This is a genomic window from Devosia ginsengisoli (assembly GCF_024707105.1).
Lineage (GTDB): Bacteria > Pseudomonadota > Alphaproteobacteria > Rhizobiales > Devosiaceae > Devosia > Devosia ginsengisoli_A.
Map to the genome: position 1 here is coordinate 226,430 of NZ_JANQAJ010000005.1, position 17,849 is coordinate 244,278.

General features: G+C 63.7%; 18 protein-coding genes and 1 pseudogene. 16 read left to right on the plus strand and 3 right to left on the minus strand.

From position 1 onward, the window contains the following. Nucleotides 1–23 precede the first annotated feature (23 nt). From NVV79_RS02540 to NVV79_RS02570, 7 genes and pseudogenes are all read left to right on the plus strand, one after another. The gene (locus tag NVV79_RS02540) at nt 24–509 is read left to right on the plus strand and encodes a copper chaperone PCu(A)C (RefSeq protein WP_303985952.1); all 486 of its coding nucleotides are present in this window, start codon (nt 24–26) and stop codon (nt 507–509) included. Further along, nucleotides 478–1,098 (plus strand): SCO family protein, encoded by a 621-nt coding sequence (locus NVV79_RS02545; RefSeq protein WP_303985954.1) that lies wholly within the window; start codon nt 478–480, stop codon nt 1,096–1,098. The genes NVV79_RS02540 and NVV79_RS02545 overlap by 32 nt, the downstream gene beginning before the upstream one ends. A 163-nt stretch (nt 1,099–1,261) precedes the next feature. After that, the gene (locus NVV79_RS02550) at nt 1,262–2,182 is read left to right on the plus strand and encodes a siderophore ABC transporter substrate-binding protein (RefSeq protein ID WP_303985956.1); all 921 of its coding nucleotides are present in this window, start codon (nt 1,262–1,264) and stop codon (nt 2,180–2,182) included. Between the two features lie 192 nt (nt 2,183–2,374). Beyond that, entirely contained in the window at nt 2,375–3,337 is a 963-nt protein-coding gene (locus NVV79_RS02555) for an ABC transporter permease (protein WP_303985958.1), read from the plus strand. A gap of 46 nt (nt 3,338–3,383) precedes the next feature. Beyond that, nucleotides 3,384–4,341, plus strand: a pseudogene (locus NVV79_RS02560) (iron chelate uptake ABC transporter family permease subunit). Beyond that, nucleotides 4,338–5,096, plus strand: a complete 759-nt coding sequence (locus NVV79_RS02565; protein ID WP_303985960.1) for an ABC transporter ATP-binding protein — start codon at nt 4,338–4,340, stop codon at nt 5,094–5,096. The pseudogene NVV79_RS02560 and the gene NVV79_RS02565 overlap by 4 nt, the downstream one beginning before the upstream one ends. 170 nt (nt 5,097–5,266) lie before the next feature. Then, nucleotides 5,267–5,665: a VOC family protein gene (locus NVV79_RS02570; RefSeq protein WP_146292495.1), complete on the plus strand. Its 399-nt coding sequence runs from the start codon at nt 5,267–5,269 to the stop codon at nt 5,663–5,665. A gap of 72 nt (nt 5,666–5,737) precedes the next feature. Here NVV79_RS02570 and NVV79_RS02575 read toward each other — a convergent pair whose 3' ends face one another. From NVV79_RS02575 to NVV79_RS02585, 3 genes are read right to left on the minus strand one after another with little or no spacing between them, the layout of a single operon-like run. After that, on the minus strand, nt 5,738–7,297 hold the full coding sequence (locus tag NVV79_RS02575) for a hypothetical protein (RefSeq protein WP_303985963.1): 1,560 nt from the start codon (nt 7,295–7,297) through the stop codon (nt 5,738–5,740). Between the two features lie 4 nt (nt 7,298–7,301). Next, entirely contained in the window at nt 7,302–8,240 is a 939-nt protein-coding gene (locus NVV79_RS02580; RefSeq protein WP_303985965.1) for a DUF6384 family protein, read from the minus strand. A 31-nt stretch (nt 8,241–8,271) separates the two neighbouring features. Further along, the gene (locus NVV79_RS02585; RefSeq protein ID WP_303986392.1) at nt 8,272–9,444 is read right to left on the minus strand and encodes a cell surface protein; all 1,173 of its coding nucleotides are present in this window, start codon (nt 9,442–9,444) and stop codon (nt 8,272–8,274) included. Nucleotides 9,445–9,736: 292 nt separating this feature from the next. On the opposite strand from NVV79_RS02585, the gene NVV79_RS02590 reads away from it, so the two are divergent. The 9 genes from NVV79_RS02590 to deoC all read left to right on the plus strand — a co-directional run bounded on the left by NVV79_RS02590 (nt 9,737) and on the right by deoC (nt 17,692). Next, nucleotides 9,737–10,201, plus strand: a complete 465-nt coding sequence (locus NVV79_RS02590) for a CoxG family protein (protein WP_303985968.1) — start codon at nt 9,737–9,739, stop codon at nt 10,199–10,201. 115 nt (nt 10,202–10,316) lie between these two features. Next, nucleotides 10,317–10,439 (plus strand): hypothetical protein, encoded by a 123-nt coding sequence (locus NVV79_RS02595; protein WP_303985969.1) that lies wholly within the window; start codon nt 10,317–10,319, stop codon nt 10,437–10,439. Nucleotides 10,440–10,649: 210 nt separating this feature from the next. Next, a complete protein-coding gene (locus NVV79_RS02600; protein ID WP_303986394.1) occupies nt 10,650–11,639 on the plus strand; it encodes a BMP family protein in 990 nt (329 codons plus the stop codon). Between the two features lie 84 nt (nt 11,640–11,723). Further along, nucleotides 11,724–13,277: an ABC transporter ATP-binding protein gene (locus NVV79_RS02605; protein WP_303986396.1), complete on the plus strand. Its 1,554-nt coding sequence runs from the start codon at nt 11,724–11,726 to the stop codon at nt 13,275–13,277. Beyond that, on the plus strand, nt 13,274–14,404 hold the full coding sequence (locus tag NVV79_RS02610; protein WP_303985971.1) for an ABC transporter permease: 1,131 nt from the start codon (nt 13,274–13,276) through the stop codon (nt 14,402–14,404). The genes NVV79_RS02605 and NVV79_RS02610 overlap by 4 nt, the downstream gene beginning before the upstream one ends. Nucleotide 14,405: 1 nt before the next feature. Then, the gene (locus NVV79_RS02615; protein ID WP_303985973.1) at nt 14,406–15,371 is read left to right on the plus strand and encodes an ABC transporter permease; all 966 of its coding nucleotides are present in this window, start codon (nt 14,406–14,408) and stop codon (nt 15,369–15,371) included. Nucleotides 15,372–15,504: 133 nt separating this feature from the next. Continuing rightward, complete coding sequence (locus NVV79_RS02620; RefSeq protein WP_303985975.1) at nt 15,505–15,915, plus strand: cytidine deaminase; 411 nt, start codon at nt 15,505–15,507, stop codon at nt 15,913–15,915. Continuing rightward, entirely contained in the window at nt 15,912–16,706 is a 795-nt protein-coding gene (locus NVV79_RS02625; protein WP_303985976.1) for a purine-nucleoside phosphorylase, read from the plus strand. Before NVV79_RS02620 ends, NVV79_RS02625 begins: the two co-directional genes overlap by 4 nt. Beyond that, nucleotides 16,703–17,692 (plus strand): deoxyribose-phosphate aldolase, encoded by a 990-nt coding sequence (gene deoC / locus NVV79_RS02630; protein ID WP_303985977.1) that lies wholly within the window; start codon nt 16,703–16,705, stop codon nt 17,690–17,692. The genes NVV79_RS02625 and deoC overlap by 4 nt, the downstream gene beginning before the upstream one ends. Nucleotides 17,693–17,849: the final 157 nt, after the last annotated feature.

The window sequence follows — 17,849 nt, forward strand, 5'->3', positions numbered from 1 at the left end:
CACTCAATCACCGGAACATCATCATGATCAAACTGCTTCGCGCTGCCCTGGCGGCCGCCATCCTCGTCGCCACCCCCGCTTTCGCCCATAACGGCGTCACCCATCTCGGCGATATCAACATCTCGCTGCCCTTTACCCGCGCCACCTTGCCCAATGCGCCCGTGGCCGGCGGCTTCCTCACCATCGAAAATGCCGGCACCGAACCCGACCGCCTGATCTCGGTCACATCAGACATCGCTGGCGAAACCCAGATTCATGAAATGGCCATGCAGGGCGACGTCATGAAGATGCGCCCCCTCGCCGACGGTCTCGAAATCCCCGCCGGCGAAACCGTGGTCCTCGCCCCCGGTGGCTTCCACATCATGTTCATGGGCCTCAAGCAGACCTTGGTCGAAGGCGAAACCGTTGCCGTCACCCTGACCTTCGAAAAGGCCGGCTCGGTCGAAATCCTGCTGCCGGTCGAGGGTGCCGCTGCCGATGCGCCGACCGCCATGGAGCACGCACACTGATGGCTCTGCGCACCATCCGTACCTGGCTCTGGGTGGCGGTGATCGCGCTGGCGCTGACGGGGGCATCGCCGCCTTCCTGCTGCGCCAGTCGCCGCCCGCCAGCGGCTTCGGCGTCGCCGAGTTCGACCTCGTCGACCAGAACGGCAACCCGGTCGACGAGACCGTGTTTGTCGGCCACCCCTCGGCCTTGTTCTTCGGATTCACCCATTGCCCCGAAGTCTGCCCCACCACCATGGCCGAGATGAGCGCCTGGTTCGACGCCCTGGGCGATGAGGGCGCCGATCTCCGCGCCTGGTTCGTCAGCATCGATCCCGAACGCGATACGCCCGCAGTGCTGGGCGATTATGTGAGCTGGGTCAGCGACCGCATCACCGGCATTACCGGCGCTCCCGACCAGATCGATCGCCTGGCCGATGCCTGGGGCGTGTTCCACGAAAAGGTGCCGCTGGAAGGCGGCGATTACACCATGGACCACACGGCCTCGGTCTTCCTGCTCGATGCCAGGGGCCAGTTCCAGGGCACCATCGCCTATCGTGAGGACATGGCGACGGCGCTCGGCAAGCTGCGCAACCTGCTCGCCAAGTCCTGATACACATGCCCGACCCGATTAAGTTCGGGTCGGGCAATTTTAAAGATGACCGACTGCGTCATATTATCTTTTGACTCTGCCAATCGGTGTGGCTACGAAACCGGACAGACGCGATCATGTTTGTTTGCGCGCCCCGTTCACTGCACCCGATTGGAAGAATCAGATGCTCAACCGCTCTCCCGCCATTCTCGCCGCGCTCGTTGCCGGCGCCCTGTCTTTCACGGCCATGACTGCCGTCGCGCAGGACAAGGTCATCACCCACCCGCAGGGCGAAACCACCATTTCCGGCGTTCCCGCCAAGGTGCTGGTGCAGGATTGGGCCGCCTTCGACAATCTCAACGCCCTCGGCGTGGCCGTTGCCGGCGTCCCGTCCTCCAATGGCCCGAGCTATCTCGGTGATGCCGTCCCCGCCGACGCCATCCAGATCGGCTCGCTGTTCGAGCCCGATTTTGAAGGCATTGCCGCTGCCGAAGCCGATGTCTATTTCGTCGCCGCCCGCTCGGCCTCGGCCTACGAGACCTCCAAGGACCTCGTCCCCACCATCGATCTGAGCGTCAACAACGGCGCCATCATCGAAGGCGTCAAGGCCAACATCGCCAAGCTCGGCGAAGTCTTCGACCTGCAGGACAAGGCCGTTGAACTCAACGCTGCGCTCGATGCCAAGGTCGATGAGGTCAAGGCTGCGGCTGCCGGCAAGGGCGACGCCCTGGTTCTGGTGACCAATGCCGGCAATCTGGGCGTTTATGGCCCCGATTCACGCGTCTCCTGGGTCTATAACGAAGTCGGTATCGCCTCGGCCCTCGCCGATGTGAAGGATGGCGACCATGGCGGCGACGCCGTGTCGTTCGAATTCCTGCTCGAAGTGAATCCCGACTGGGTCTTCGTCGTCGACCGCGATGCCGGCACCGGCGAAAACACCGGCGCCGCTGCTGCCCTGCTCGACAACGAGCTGTTCAACCAGACCACTGCCGCCCAGCAAGGCCACATCGTCTATCTCGACCCCCAGGCCGCCTACATCACCATGCATGGCTACCAGGGCGTGATGCTGCTGCTCGACCAGGTCCTCGCCGGTCTCAACGGCTAAGTCGTCACTGCCGCGTCGGCGTATGTGGCCCCACCCCACCCTCGATCCCTCCCATCAAGGGGAGGGAAGTTCGTTCGGCGCAAGGATATTAATTGTGCCACGGGAGGCGGCGCAGTCGCCTCCCTCCCCCTTGTGGGGAGGGACCGAGGGTGGGGGTGAGTCACACATGCCAAACTCCTAGGAATGCAAAGCATGCGCTGGCTCGGCCTTGCCATTGTGGTGACCATCGTTCTGGCCATCATCAGCCTCTTCGTCGGCGTCAGCGACGTGTCGCTGGGCGCGCTGCTGTCCTCCAGCCCCGAAGATCGCCCCATGCAGGTGCTGCTGATCAGCCGCATCCCGCGCACCCTCGCCATCATCCTCTCCGGCGCCTCCATGGCCATTGCCGGGCTGGTGATGCAGATGGTGGTGCGCAATCGCTTCGTCGAGCCTTCTACCGCGGGCACCACCGAATCCGCCAGCCTCGGTTTTCTCGTCATAACCCTCCTGGCCCCCGGCTGGCCGCTCATGGGCAAGATGCTGGTTTCGGCGCTCTTCGCCCTGGGCGGCACGGCCTTGTTCCTGCGCATCCTGCGCGCCGTGCCCCTGCGCGATGTGCTGCTGGTGCCGCTGATCGGCATCATGCTGGGCGGCATCATCGGCGCGGTCACCGCCTTCATCGCCTATCGCTATGGCCTCATGGCCTCACTGCTCGCCTGGAGCATGGGCGATTTCTCCGGCATCCTGCGCGGCCGCTACGAGCTGCTCTGGATCGGGCTGGCCTGCTGCGCCCTGGCCTATATCGCTGCCGACCGCTTCACCGTGGCCGGCATGGGCAAGGATTTCACCACCAATCTGGGCCTCAATTACCAGCGCGTCATGGTGCTGGGCTTGGTCATCGTCTCGCTGGTCAGCGCCGTCGTGCTGGTCTCGGTCGGCTCCATCCCCTTTCTCGGCCTCATCGTGCCCAACCTCGTCAGCCTGATGGTCGGCGACAACATGCGGCGCACCGTGCCATGGGTGGCTTTGGGTGGCGCCGGCTTTGTGCTGGCCTGCGATATCGTCGGGCGCATCGTCCGCTATCCCTACGAAATCCCGATCAGCGTCGTCGTCGGCGTTCTCGGCAGCATGATCTTCTTGTTCCTCCTGCTCCGGACGCGCCGCCATGCTGCATGAACCGGCACGCGAGCTTGTCGAACCACGTGGTCGTGGCGCCCGGGCCATGCGGCTCTCGCGCCCCGCTTTCGTCCTCATCATCCTGAGCCTGCTGGCGCTGGTTTCCATCGCCTGCTTCATGACGCTGGGCGCCAAGGGCAACTGGGGCTTCGTCCTCTCCTTCCGGGGCAAGAAGCTCGCTTCGCTCTTGCTGGTGGCCTATGCGGTGGCCGTTTCCACCGTCCTGTTCCAGACGGTCACCAACAACCGCATTCTCACCCCCCTCGATCATGGGCTTCGACGCGCTCTATGTGCTGATCAAGACCGGCGTCGTCTTCTTCCTCGGCGTGGGCGCGCTGACATCAATCGATTCACAGATGCAGTTCGGCCTCGAAGTGCTGGTCATGGTGGCCTTTTCCGGCCTGCTGTTCCGCTGGCTGTTCCTCGGCGAGGAGCGGAGCCTCCACCTCCTGGTTCTGGTCGGCATCGTCTTCGGCATCCTGTTCCGCAGCCTCAGCCAGTTCATGCAGCGCATGCTCGATCCGGGCGCCTTCAATGTGCTGCAGGACACCTTCTTCGCCAGCTTCGCCACCACCGATCCCACCCTGCTGCTCATCTCGGCCATCATTGTCGGCCTCGTGACGATATTGGCCCTGCGCATGCTGCACAGTTTCGACGTGCTCTCGCTCGGCCGCGCCCATGCCATCAACCTGGGCGTCAACTACAAGCGCACCGTCGTCATCATCCTGATCCTGGTGTCGATCCTGGTCGCCGTCTCGACCGCCCTGGTCGGCCCCATCACCTTCTTCGGGCTGCTGGTGGCGACGCTTGCCCATTCCCTGATCGGCAACAGCCGTCATCACTACGTCCTGCCGGCCGCCGTCCTGCTGGCCGTGGTCTGCCTCGTGGGCGGGCAGACCCTGCTCGAACGCGTCTTCGAGTTCGACACGGCCCTGTCCATCATCATCGAATTTCTGGGCGGCATCGTCTTCATCGCCCTCGTCCTGCGGAGAGCTGCCCGATGATCGTCACATCACAGGTCACCAAATCCTACGGCGCGACTGCGGTTGTCGATGGCGTCAGCCTCACGCTGCCCTCAGGCGGCATCACCTCCATCATCGGCCCCAATGGCGCCGGCAAATCGACACTTCTCTCCATGGTCAGCCGCCTCATGGCCATGGACAAGGGTACCGTCACCGTGGATGGGCTCGACGTCACCAGCACGCCCAGCGATGTGCTGGCGCGGCGCCTCTCCATCCTGCGCCAGGAAAACCACATGACCGCGCGCCTCACCGTGCGCGACCTCGTGAGCTTCGGTCGCTATCCCTATACCAAGGGCCGCCTCACCGTGGACGACAAGCGCCATATCGATGAGGCCATCCTCTATCTCAACCTGACCGAATTGACCGATCGCTTCCTCGACGAACTGTCAGGCGGCCAGCGCCAGCGCGCCTTCGTCGCCATGGTCCTCTGCCAGAATACCGACTACGTGCTGCTCGACGAGCCGCTCAACAATCTCGACATGAAACATGCCATGGGCATGATGAAGCTGCTGCGCAAGGCGGCCAACGAGCTGGGCAAGACCGTGGTCCTGGTCCTGCACGACATCAATTTCGCCTCCTGGTATTCCGACTACATCGTGGCCATGAAACACGGCAAGGTCGTCAATCAGGGCCCGGCCGAGCACATGATAAACCCCGCCGTGCTGTCCGAAATCTACGACATGGAGATCAAGGTCCACGAAATCGGCGGCCAGCGGATTTCGGTCTATTACGAATAGCGAATACCCCCTGCCAACCTCCCCCTGATAGGGGAGGAGTTGCGCGGCGGGTTAGGCAACATAGTGCCAAATCCCCGATCTGTTCCTCCCCCTATCAGGGGGAGGCTGGGAGGGGGTATCCCCAAAAAAGCATCGCCGGTAGACTGGGTGGCACAAATCAGGAGCCGCCCATGAAGCCGTCGATTTCCATCATCACCATCGGTGTCGATGACCTGGAGCGGGCCTTCGCCTTCTATCGCGCCCTGTTCGATATTGCCGACGAACAGATCGGGGCAGGGGAGGACCATGTGGCCTTCTTCTTCCCCAACGACTTCTCCTTCGTGCTCTTCCCGCGCGAGCAGATCGCTCAGACCGCTGGCAAGGATGTTGCAATATCAGGCACGCCCGGCTTCGTGCTCAGCCACCAGGCCGCCAGCCCCGCCGAAGTCGATGACATCCTGCGCAGGGTTCTCGTGGCCGGCGGCGCCATCGTCACCGAAGCCACCCAGTCCGAATGGGGCTATTCCGCCTATTTCGAGGACAGCGAAGGCAATGTGTGGGAACTGATGGCCCAGCCGCCGGCCAATTGAGGGCATTGAGCAGCCCACCCCACCAGCCCTCGGGTCAAGCCCGAGGGTGACGATCTACGGTGGCACAATTCCCTAGAACCCGCCGCCCGTCTTGAAGCCCGAATGCTTGCGTGTGCCCACCGAGCCGGTGCGTGGACGCGAAAATCCGCCCCCACCACTTGAACCACCGCTCCAGCCACCACCGAAGCCGCCCTTGCTCTTGCTGCGAGATTTGCTGCTGCCACCGCCCCCGCCAAAGCTGGAATCGGGCCAGTTGAACGTGCTGCCGCCGGCTTCGGGCCAGGGCGAATTGCTGCGCTGCCGGCCGTTATTGGGCAGGCCCACGCCGCCGCCCCAGTCAGTCGTGCCGGCGCTCCAGTTCTGGCTGCGCCGCCACTGGTCCCAATAGGACGCGGCCGTAATGCCGCCGCGCAGGAACTCGTTGAGCACGTCCCCGACCAGCTTCTCGTCGCGGAAGGTCGAGCGCGGATCGTCGAACCGCTGCTTCTTGAATTCCCACTGGATGTCTTCCAGCTCCCGCCGCCGCGCCGCCAGGGTCTTGAGGCGCTCGTTCTGCTCGCGGGTTTCTCCCTGTTCTTCGCGGGCGCGGGCGCGGGCATCGTCGATCTGGGCCACGATCGTGTCGTCCTGCCCGGTGCGGGTGCGGCGGGCCTCGGCCAACAGCGTCTGGATATCCTCGCGCCCCAGCGCCGTCGCCAACTCGTTCAATGCGCCCTCGAGGGCGGGATTGCCGCCCTGCGACAGCACGCCGAGCGTCTTGGCCGTTTCGTCACGCCGATCCTCGGCTGCGACGATTTCGGCGTCGAGCGCATCGATCTTCTGCTGGCTCGCTTCCATGGCCTCGCGGATCGGCTTGCCGCCGGCATTGTCGATCGCAGCCATTTCCAGCGCATCGACCTCCGCCTCGGCCGCCTTAGCATTCTCGATCTGCCGCTCGGCATGCTCGCGCAGCCGCAGCGGAATTTCGTTCAGCATGGCAAAGTTCGGCCGCGCCTTCTGGAACCCGACCAGATTGGCCACCAGGCTGTCGAAATAGCGGATGAGATTGTTGGCGCGATAGCTGGCCGTGCCATAGCCGGCTTCCCACAGATAGATGAACAGCGGATCGTCGCGATAGGGCTTGCCCTTCTCGTCGCGGTCGGTCTCGGCCTGCTCGGTCTTGCGCATCGATTGCGCGGCGACGTCGGCCAGTTCGGTCGCCCGGCTGCGCTTGGCAGCAAATTCGGGGTCCTTGGCGATGCTGTCGCCGAGCCGCGCCGCCAGCGCCTTCAGCTCGGCCTGATGCCCCTCGAACGCCTTCAGCGTTTCGGCCCGGTCCGCGGTCAGCTTGGCCAGCGCCGCGTCGATTCCGGCAACGTCCTTTTCCGCCTTGCTCAGGTCCTTGGCGTGGGCCTTGAGCATGTCGCGCGCCTTGCTCTCGGCCGCCGAAATGGTGCCGTCGAGTTCCCCCTGCACGGCCGGGTCGAGCCGCAATTGCGCCAATTGCCGGAACAGTTCGGCCTCGTTCTCGCGAATCTTGCCCAGCTTTTCCGCCGAACGCGACAGCCGCCGGGTGATTTCCTCTTCTTCGCGCCTGATGTCGCGCATCGCCTCGTCGAGGCTCGCCAGCGCTTCGGGTCCACGGATGCTCATTGCCCTACCACCGTGTCACTGCGCCGCCGAGAACCGGCAGATTGTATTCGACGTCGAGGAAGCCGAAGCTCTTGCGGCCGACCTGGTTGAGCTGGATGATCCCGTCATCCTGCTTGTCCGCCGCCACGGCCTCATAGACGCGCTCGGGCACGCGCAGGCCCCACAGGTCCACCACTTCGGTTTCCCCATTCTCCTCGTTGAGGATGGGCAGGCTCTGCACCTGGCCGTCATCGTTCAGCGCCTCCACCACGATATAGTAGTTGGTGGCGTCGGTATTGACGTCCGGTATGGTCCAGAAGCCCGATTGCACCCCGGAGCGGTTGACCACCCGCAGCGTATAGTCCTGCCGCAACTGGTCGCGAAGAGCCGTCAGGTCCGTCAGCGCCGCCTCGGCCGCTTCGCGATTGCCCTCGGCGGCATAGGTCTTGCCGCGCGTGCGCAGGGCCTCGGCGTCGAGCACTGCCTGCTGCACCTTGGTTTCCTCGAAAATGGTCTGGTAGAGCCCGTCCAACTGCGCCGGAATGCCCTCGGCCAGTTCGATCCGCGCCGCCTCGGCCACGCCATTCTGATAGGGCTGCCACACCCCGAAATAGCCCACGCCCAGCACCAGCAGCACGGCCAGCGCCGCGACCACCGGCTTGCCCCACTTCTTGCGGCTCACATAGAGCCGCGCCAGGCTCGTGCCGAAGCTGGGCGGCGGCGGGTCGTAGACGAAGCGGCTTTCCTGCAGCGCCGCCACACCCTCCTTGAGGATGTGGTCGGGCACTTCGATACCCTGCTGGTGATAGATGTCGCGCAGCTTGTCGATAAGCTGCTTTTCCTTGGCATCGGTGCCGAGCTCTCGCACGGCCAAATCCTGCCGGTGACGGAGCGTGTCGACCACGTCCATCGCCAGCATGACTTCATCCAGGGGCGCAGCGGGTTTCGCTGTCACGTCACTCATAGTTGGCGTTCACCCTTGGTCCGATTGCCTCTCACTTCCTGGTTTCGAGCAGCAGCGCGTTGCCGTCCGCTGCCAGCGCGGCCAGCCGGCGCTTGCCGTCTTCCACCGCATCGCGGATTTCCGCCGAATTCTTGGTCGAGGCCACGCGCATCTCGTTGATGATGGTGCGGCTCTTCTCCTGGAAGTTGACCACCGAATCCACCAGCTTCTTGACCGCATCGGCGCGCACCGTGGGGCCATAGCCGGCCCTGACGGCTTCTTCGGTCACCTTGTCGCCGATTTCGCTGAGGGTCTCGAGGCTCTTGCTCATCCCCTCCTTCATGGCGTTGAGCGTCTCGGTCGATTCATGCAGGCCGAACATGCCGGTGAACGAGGCCGAAAGCGCCGTCAGCACCGTCTCGTTGGTCGAGAAGAAGCTGATCGACTGCTGGTAGACCCGCTCCTTGGCATTGGTTGTCTGCATCAGCCGCGCCATCACCACTTCCGACGTATTGTAGGAAATGGTCAGATTGTCCGACAGGTCCTTGGCGATCTGGTAGCGGGCTTCCTCGTTCTGCATCTCGCGCAGCTTCTCGTCGCGATCCATTTCGAGGCGCGCCCGGTCGGCCGGCACCGTGCCGGCATAGCCGGAGACAGCGGCCGAAGCGGTTTCGAGAATGCCCTTTTTCTCCCCCAGCCGCTTTTCGGCGGTTTCCAGCACTTCGAGCGCCATCACCTCGGCCTGCTTCAGCGCGCCCCGGAAGTCGCGATAGGCCTCGAGAATGGTGTGCTCGCGGTCGATCTGGTCCTTGGTGTCGCGGGTGACCGCCAGGTAGGTGTCGCGGATCTTGTTGAAGCGGGTGGCGATATCGCCCCGGCTTACCTTCATCCACACATTGGAGGCGCGCTCCAGCAGGTCGAGCTTGTTGTCGGCCAGTTGGTCGACCATGCCCTTGGCATCGTCGCGGATCGAATCGAAGCCCTTGGTGATTTCCTCGTAGCGCTCGCCGATCTTCATGGCGGCGATCTGCTCGCGTACCACTTCGTTGAAGGCGCTGGCCTGGCTCAGCGTCCGGCCGATCAGGACCACGCGGGTTTCGTCGAGTTCGGTGATCTGGCTCAACAGGCCGGTGATGGGCTGCTCGCCCTGCTGCTCGGGCCACACGCCCAGGTCGCGGATGGCGTTGACCGCCTTGTCCAGATACTGCAGCGGCTTTTCTGCCATCGCGGCAACAGGCGATGCCTGGGTCTCGGTTGCAGTGGTCACTTCCTCGGCCATTCTTCGCTCCCCGTATTCTGACGCCCAACCGGCTGAGTGCGCGGTTTGCACTTATAGATCGCCGCTACCCACCCCCTGACAATTGCAAGGCGGCGCCGTGGCAACTATTTAGACCATATTGGTGCGAAAAAGCCGCACGTAAAGAGCGGGGGTGACACACCATGGCCGATACCTGTTTCACGGGGCATCAAGGCGGTATTGCGGCAATTGTGGCAATGCTTCGGCCGGGTGGCCGCTAATGGATTTCGGTGGCCGCTATCATATCGCCGCGCCGCGCGCCGCCGTCTGGGCTGCGCTCAACGATACCGCCGTGCTCAAGGCCACCATTCCGGGCTGCCACCGCATCGAATGGGCGGGCGAAACCCGGCTTGATCTCGAGATCAAGGTCAATCTCGGCGTCGCCCATCCGGTGTTCAAGGGCGAACTCGAACTCTCCGATATCATACCCGCCAAGCGCTATACCCTGGCGGGCCGCGGCAAGGGCGGCCTGCTCGGGCTGGCCGAGGGCTCGGCCGATATCGTGCTGGCCGATGATGGCGAAGCGACCCTGTTGGTCTTTGCCGCCAAAGGCGGCGCCTCCGGCCAGATCATGCGGCTGGGCAAGGCCATTATCGGCAATTCCGCTCAGAAGGTGATCGACGGCTTTTTCGAACGGTTCGGCGAGGTCATGGGCGCCCAGGTCACTGCCCTGCCGGTGGAATAGGCGCTCCTATACCTTTCCTTAACCACGCCCGCTTCCGCCACCAAAGCATCACAATCGGCGCGCGCCTGATGGGGTAAGCATTGCCGGTCATCCCTCAACTTTGAAGCAAATTGTCATGACCGGCCGCACCCGCGATACGCTCGCTCTCTTCGCCATCGCCTCGCTGGCCATCCTGACGGTGCTTTATGCCGATACCGATCCCGGGCAGCTGTTCCTGGCTATCCTGGCGCGCTGGTAGGCCCCTGCGCGGGATATGGGCAATGCGCTGCCGGTCCTTTGAGCAAGGCGGCAAAATTTTGACCAATCGGAAAAATATCCGCGATTCCCTCTTGCAGGCGTCACGTTTGCACGATTGTATCCGCTGTTAGCGCACGGAGATTGTCCGTCGGAGCCTCATGCCGACGCTCATGTGCGAGACAGGGAGACGAACTCAATGAAACTTTCCACTATCACCAAGGCCATTGCCGGCGGCGTCGCGCTGAGTGCGATCCTTACCGGTGCTGCCCTTGCCGACCCGGCCGTGATCTACGATCTGGGCGGCAAGTTCGACAAGTCGTTCAACGAAGCGGCTTACAACGGCGCCGAGGCCTGGAAGGCAGAGACCGGCGGCAATTATCTCGATCTCGAACTGCAGAACGACGCCCAGCGCGAACAGGCCCTGCGCCGCTTTGCCGGTCAGGGTGCCAATCCGATCGTGATGGCCGGTTTCTCCTGGACTGCGGCTCTCGAGGCTGTGGCCACTGAATTCCCCGACACCAATTTCGTCGTCATCGACACCGTTGTCGATCAGCCCAACGTGCAGTCGATCATGTTCGACGAGCATACCGGTTCCTTCCTGGTCGGCGCTCTGGCGGCCATGAAGTCCGAAACCGGCAAGGTCGGCTTTGTCGGCGGCATGGACGTTCCGCTGATCCACCGCTTCTATTGCGGCTATGCCTATGGCGCCCGCGCCGTGAACCCCGATGTCGGTCTGACCGAAAACTACACCGGCACCACCCCGGCTGCCTGGAATGATCCGGTCACCGCGGGCGAGCTGGCCAAGGCCCAGATCGACAGCGGCGTCGACGTGATCTTCGCTGCCGCCGGCGGTTCGGGTCTCGGCGTGCTGCAGGCCGCTGCCGATGCCGGCAAGTTCTCGATCGGCGTCGACAGCAACCAGAACCACCTCCAGCCCGGTTCGGTCCTGACCTCGATGCTCAAGCGCGTCGATACCGCCGTGCACAAGGCGTTCAACGAAGCTGGCGATGACGCGACCTTCCAGCCCGGTCGTATCGACCTGGGCCTGGCCGATGGTGGCGTTGACTATGCCGTTGACGACAACAATGCGGCCCTGATCACCGACGACATGAAGGCCAAGGTCGAGGAACTCAAGGCCGGCATCATCGCTGGCTCCGTCGAGGTCCACGACTACTATACCGACAACGCTTGCCCGCTCTAAGCAGCATTTGATGGCCGGTAACGACACCATGAACCCGCAGCGGCCGGAAACGGCCGCTGCTCTGCCCCGGCCTCCGGCTGGGCGATCGAGCTTGAAAAGATCAACAAGCGGTTTGGCGCGGTTCACGCCAACAAGGATATCGACCTCAAGGTTGCCCGCGGCACCATCCACGGCATCGTGGGGGAGAACGGCGCGGGCAAATCCACGCTGATGTCGATCCTCTATGGCTTCTACACCGCCGATAGCGGCACGATCCGCGTTAACGGCACGCAGCATGCCATCACCGACAGTCGCCATGCCTTGGCGCTCGGCATCGGCATGGTGCACCAGCATTTCATGCTGGTCGACAATTTCACCGTCCTTGAAAACGTCGTGCTCGGCGCCGAGGATAGCGGCCTGCTCAAGCCCAGCCTCGACCGCGCCCGCCAGGAGCTCGACCGACTGGAGCATGAATACGACCTCGAAGTCGATCCCGATGCCACCATCGAGGATATCTCGGTCGGCCAGCAGCAGCGCGTGGAAATCCTCAAGGCCCTCTATCGCGGCGCCGAAACCCTCATTCTCGACGAGCCCACCGGCGTGCTGACGCCCAAGGAGGCCGACGACCTGTTCCGCGTCCTGCGCACCCTGCGCGAACAGGGCAAGACGGTGATCCTCATCACCCACAAGCTGCGCGAGATCATGGCCATCACCGACAGCGTCTCGGTCATGCGCCAGGGCGAGATGGTGGCCACGCTCGAAACCGCCAAGACCAATCCCGAGGAAATCGCCGAGCTGATGGTCGGTCGCCGCGTGCTGCTGCGCGTGGAAAAAGGCCCGGCCAATCCCGGCAAGACCCTGCTGGAAGTGCAGGACCTCGTCGTGACCGACGATATGGGCGTTGCTCGCGTCAAGGGCGTGAGCTTTTCCGTTCGATCAGGCGAAATCATCGGCATTGCCGGGGTCTCCGGCAACGGCCAGTCCGAATTGCTCGAATCCATCTCCGGTATGCGCGACCAGAAGGCGGGTGTGGTCATCCTCAACGGTCAGCCGCTGTCGCTCGAAGGCGATGACGGCGCCGCCCGTGCCCGTGCCGCCGGCCTGGCCCATGTGCCCGAAGACCGCCAGCGCATGGGGCTGGTCACCACCTTCGCCGAATGGGAAAACGCCATCCTGGGCTATCAGGACAGCCCCGAATACGGCGCTGGCGCGCTGCTCGACATTGCTGCCGCCAAGCAGGCCGCGACCCATCATATCGAGCTCTTCGACGTCCGCCCCGCCAATATCAATCTCAAGACCTCGCTCTTTTCCGGCGGCAATCAGCAGAAGATCGTGCTGGCCCGCGAGATGGAGCGCGACCCCGACGTGCTGGTCATCGGCCAGCCGACGCGCGGCGTCGATATTGGCGCCATCGAGTTCATCCACAAGGAAATCATCAAGATGCGGGACGAGGGCAAGGCCATCCTGCTCGTCTCGGTGGAACTGGATGAAATCCGCTCCCTCGCCGACCGTATCCTTGTCATGTTCGATGGCGTCATTGTCGGCGAGGCCGATCCGGCCACCGCCACCGAAGGCGAACTCGGCCTGATGATGGCCGGCATCAACAACAAGACCGCGCCACGCGGCCTCGGCATTGCCGAACAGGGACCCCTGCCATGAGCGCCCGTCGCCCCCTTCCGCGCTGGGCCGATGTCGCCCTGCTGCCCGCGCTCAACCTGCTGCTGGCTTTCCTCGTTTCGGGCATGGTCGTGCTGCTGGTCGGTGAAAATCCGCTCCACGCCATCCAGGTCATCATCTATGGCGCCTTCGGCTATGGCGATGGCTTCGGCTACACGCTCTACTACGCCACCAATTTCGTCTTCACCGGCCTTGCCGTCGCGGTGGCGGCGCATGCGGGCCTGTTCAATATCGGTGGTGATGGCCAGGCCTATGTCGCCGGCCTCGGCGCCATCGTCGTGGCGCTGGCGCTGGACCAGACCCACTGGCTCCTCGCCATGCCGGCCGCGGTGATTGCCGCCGCCGCCGTGGGCGGATTGTGGGGCTTCATACCCGGCTGGCTGCAGGCCAAGCGCGGCAGCCATGTCGTCATCACCACCATCATGTTCAACTTCATCGCCGCGGCACTGATGGTCTATATGGTCAATCGCGTACTCAAACCCGCCACGACCATGGCCCCTGAATCCGCGACCATCGCCGTGGCCGGCCGCGTGCCGCAACTGCGCCAGTTCATTTCCTTCTTCGGCTATTCGCCGGTGAACCTCTCCATCGTCATCGCCATCCTGGCGCTGATCGGGGTCTATATCCTCGTCTGGCACACCAAGTTCGGCTATGCGATGCGCGTGCTCGGGGCCAATCCCACCGCCTCGCGCTACGCCGGCATTTCCAACAGCAAGATGATCATGATCACCATGACCATATCTGGCGCGCTGGCCGGCATGGTGGCGATCAACGAAGTCATGGGTGTGCAGAACCGCCTGGTGCTCGATTATGTCGCCGGTGCCGGCTTTGTCGGTATCGCCGTGGCGCTGATGGGCCGCAATCACCCCATCGGCATCGCGCTGGCCGCGTTGCTGTTCGGCGCACTCTACCAGGGCGGGCAGGAGCTGCAATTCGTCATTCCGGGCATTACCCGCGAAATGATCGTGGTCATCCAGGCCCTCGTCATCCTCTTCACCGGCGCCATGGAAGGCCTGTTCCGCCCCTCGCTCGAACGGGCTTTCATGCTGTTTACCCCTGAGCAGAAGGCCGAAGCCATCGCGGTCTCCACCACCGGGTCGGAGAGCTGACATGGATTTCGCCATCATCCTCTCCGTTCTCGACGCCACCATCCGCCTCTCGACGCCGCTCCTGCTGGCCTGTCTGGCCGGCATGTATTCCGAACGCGCTGGCGTCTTCGATATCGGCCTTGAAGGCAAGATGCTGGCGGCGGCCTTCGCTGCCGGCGCCGTCGCCGCTATCACGGGCTCGGCCTGGCTGGGCCTGCTCGCCGGCATGATCGTCTCGCTCGGCACCACCCTGCTGCAGGGCGTCGCCGCCATTTCGCTCAAGGGCAACCAACTCATTGCCGGCGTCGCCATCAACATGCTCGCCGCCGGCATGACCACCTTCCTCGGCCAGACCTGGTTCCACCAGGGCGGCCGTACCCCCGCTCTGGGCGCGGGTGGCCGCTTCGAGCCAATCACCCTGCCTTTCGCCAATGAATTGGCGGGCGTGCCTATTCTCGGGCCCATCTATGCCGACCTGATTTCGGGTCACTATGTGCTGGTCTATATCGCCTTCATCATGGTGGCGGTTACCGCCTATGTGCTGTTCCGCACCCGCTTCGGCCTGCGCCTGCGCGCCGTGGGCGAAAATCCCAAGGCGGTGGATACCGCCGGCATTTCCGTGAACAAGCTCCGCTATCAGGCGATCATCATCACCGGCCTGCTCTGCGGGCTGGCCGGCGCCTATTTCTCCATCGCCCAGGGCTCCGGCTTCGGCAACAACATGACGGCCGGCAAGGGCTATATCGCGCTCGCTGCGCTGATCTTCGCCAAGTGGAAGCCCGTCCCGGCCATGTTCACCTGCCTGCTGTTCGGCTTCCTCGATGCGCTGCAGATACGCCTGCAAAGCGCCCAACTGTTCGGCGTCGAAGTGCCGGTCCAGGCCATCCAGGCGCTGCCCTATGTGCTGACCGTGGTGCTGCTGGCCGGCTTCATCGGCAAGGCCGTCGGCCCCAAGGCCGGTGGCATACCCTATACCAAGGAGCGCTAGCGCGCAGACCCCCCGAGACCTCATGGTGAGCTTGTCGAACCATGAGGTCGGGTACACCATTCTGGCCACGACCTCGTCCTCGACATGGTGAGCCTGTCGAACCATCAGGATGAGGTCTACTGATAGGACTCTTATGTCGAGGACTCCGACCGACCAGGCCTTGTTCGAGGCCGCCGAAGCTATTCGCGCCAAGGCCTATGCGCCCTATTCCCGCTTTTCCGTGGGCGCGGCGATCCTGGCCGATGACGGCAAGATTTACGCCGGCTGCAATATCGAAAATGCCGCCTATCCTGTGGGCAATTGTGCCGAGGCCTCCGCCATCGCAGCCATGATCGCGGGCGGTGGCAAGCGCATCACCCGTATCTATGTCACCGGTCCCGGCAAGGCGCCCGTCACCCCCTGCGGCGCCTGCCGCCAGCGCATCCGCGAATTCGCCGACCTTTCGGTGCAGGTGATCTCCCACGGCGTCGATGGCGAGCCGCTGGTCGCCACCCTCGAACAATTGCTGCCGCACAGCTTCGGCCCGGAGTACCTGCCGAAATGAGCAAGGCCGCCAAGACCATCCAGAAGATTGCGGGCAAGGAGCCCATATCGGCCGCCATCGTGCTCGGCTCGGGCCTATCGGCCATTGGCGACCTGCTCGCCGAAAAGGTGACGATCCCCTATTCCGAGCTCAAGGGCTTTCCCGGCGGTGGCGTCTCGGGCCACGGCCGCAACCTGCTGATCGGCACGCTCGGCGGCAAACGCGTCGCCGTCCTCACCGGCCGCGAACATTATTACGAACACGGCAATGCCGCCGCCATGCGCCCGGCGCTCGATGCCATGGCCGCGCTCGGCGCCGAAACCCTGCTGCTGACCAATTCGGCCGGCTCGGTCGATGAACGCTTCCACCCCGGCGACCTGATGCTGATCTCCGATCACATCAACTATGCCGGCATGAATCCGCTGATCGGTGAGCCGACCGACCGCCGCTTTGTGAACATGGTCGATTGCTATGCCCCGGACCTGCGCGCCAAGGCGCAGGGCCTTGCCGAGCGTCTGGATATCCGGCTCGGGGAGGGGGTTTATCTCTGGTATTCCGGCCCCAGCTTCGAAACCGTCGCCGAAATCCAGATGGCCATTCGCCTGGGCGCCAATGCCGTCGGCATGTCCACGGCACCAGAAGTCATCCTCGGGCGTTTCCTTGGGATGAAGGTCTGGGCCTGCTCGTCCATCACCAATATGGGCGCCGGACTTTCGGCCGAAAACATCAGCCATGAGCATACCAAGACCATGGCAGTGCAAGGCGCGGACAAGCTGAAAAAGCTCATTCCCGCGCTGGTGGAGGAACTATGAGCCTGCGTGTCGTAGACAACAGCCCGTCCGAGGCGACCCACAAGCGCAATCCCGGTTTCCCGCTCGATCTCGACTGGGTCGAGCGCATCCGCATGAACCGTTCGGCGCTGGAGCGCCGTGCCGGCACCATCGGCGCCCGCCGCACGGTGAAGAAGGACTATCAGCTTGCCTGGCTGCTCAAGGCGATCACCATGATCGACCTCACCACGCTCAATTCCGACGATACCGATGGCCGCGTGGAACGCCTCTGCGCCAAGGCCCGCCATCCATTGCGGCAGGATATTCTCGACAAGCTCGATGTCGGCGGCCTGCGCATCCTGCCCGGCGCCGTCTGCGTCTACCACAACTTCGTCAAGACCGCGGTCAATGCGCTGGAAGGCACCGGCATTCCCGTCGCCGCCGTCTCCACCGCCTTCCCCCATGGCCTGGCCCCGGTCGAAACCAAGCTGCGCGAAATCGAGCTGTCGGTGGCCGATGGCGCCAGAGAAATCGACATCGTCATCGAGCGTGGCATGGTCCTGCGCGGCGACTGGCAGGCGCTCTACGATCAGGTCAAGGCTTTCCGCAAGGCCTGCGGCGACGCCCATATCAAGACCATCCTGGGCACGGGCGAACTCGCCACTCAGACCAATATCGCCAAGGCAAGCCTGGTCTGCATGCTGGCCGGGGCCGATTTCATCAAGACCTCGACCGGCAAGGAAAAGGTCAATGCCAATCTCGTGACGTCGCTGACCATGATCCGCATGATCCGCTGGTTCGCCGAGGAAACCGGTATCGAGATCGGCTACAAGCCCGCCGGCGGCATCGCCACGGCCGGCGACGCGCTCAAATACATGGCGTTGATGAAGGAAGAATTGGGCACAAACTGGCTGCAACCCCACCTCTTCCGCTTCGGCGCCAGCTCCTTGCTGACCGACATCGAACGCCAACTGGAACACGGCCTCACCGGCCACTACGCGGCAGATTACCGCCAGCCGATGGTTTGAGTTTCGAGGCGGGCTCCGAGCCCCCTCATCCGGCGCTACGCGCCACCTTCTCCCACAAGGGGAGAAGGGAAACGAACTGAAGACTCTCGGCTCCGTCCCCTTCTCCCCCCGTGGGAGAAGGTGCCCGAAGGGCGGATGAGGGGGCGCTTGGAACAGC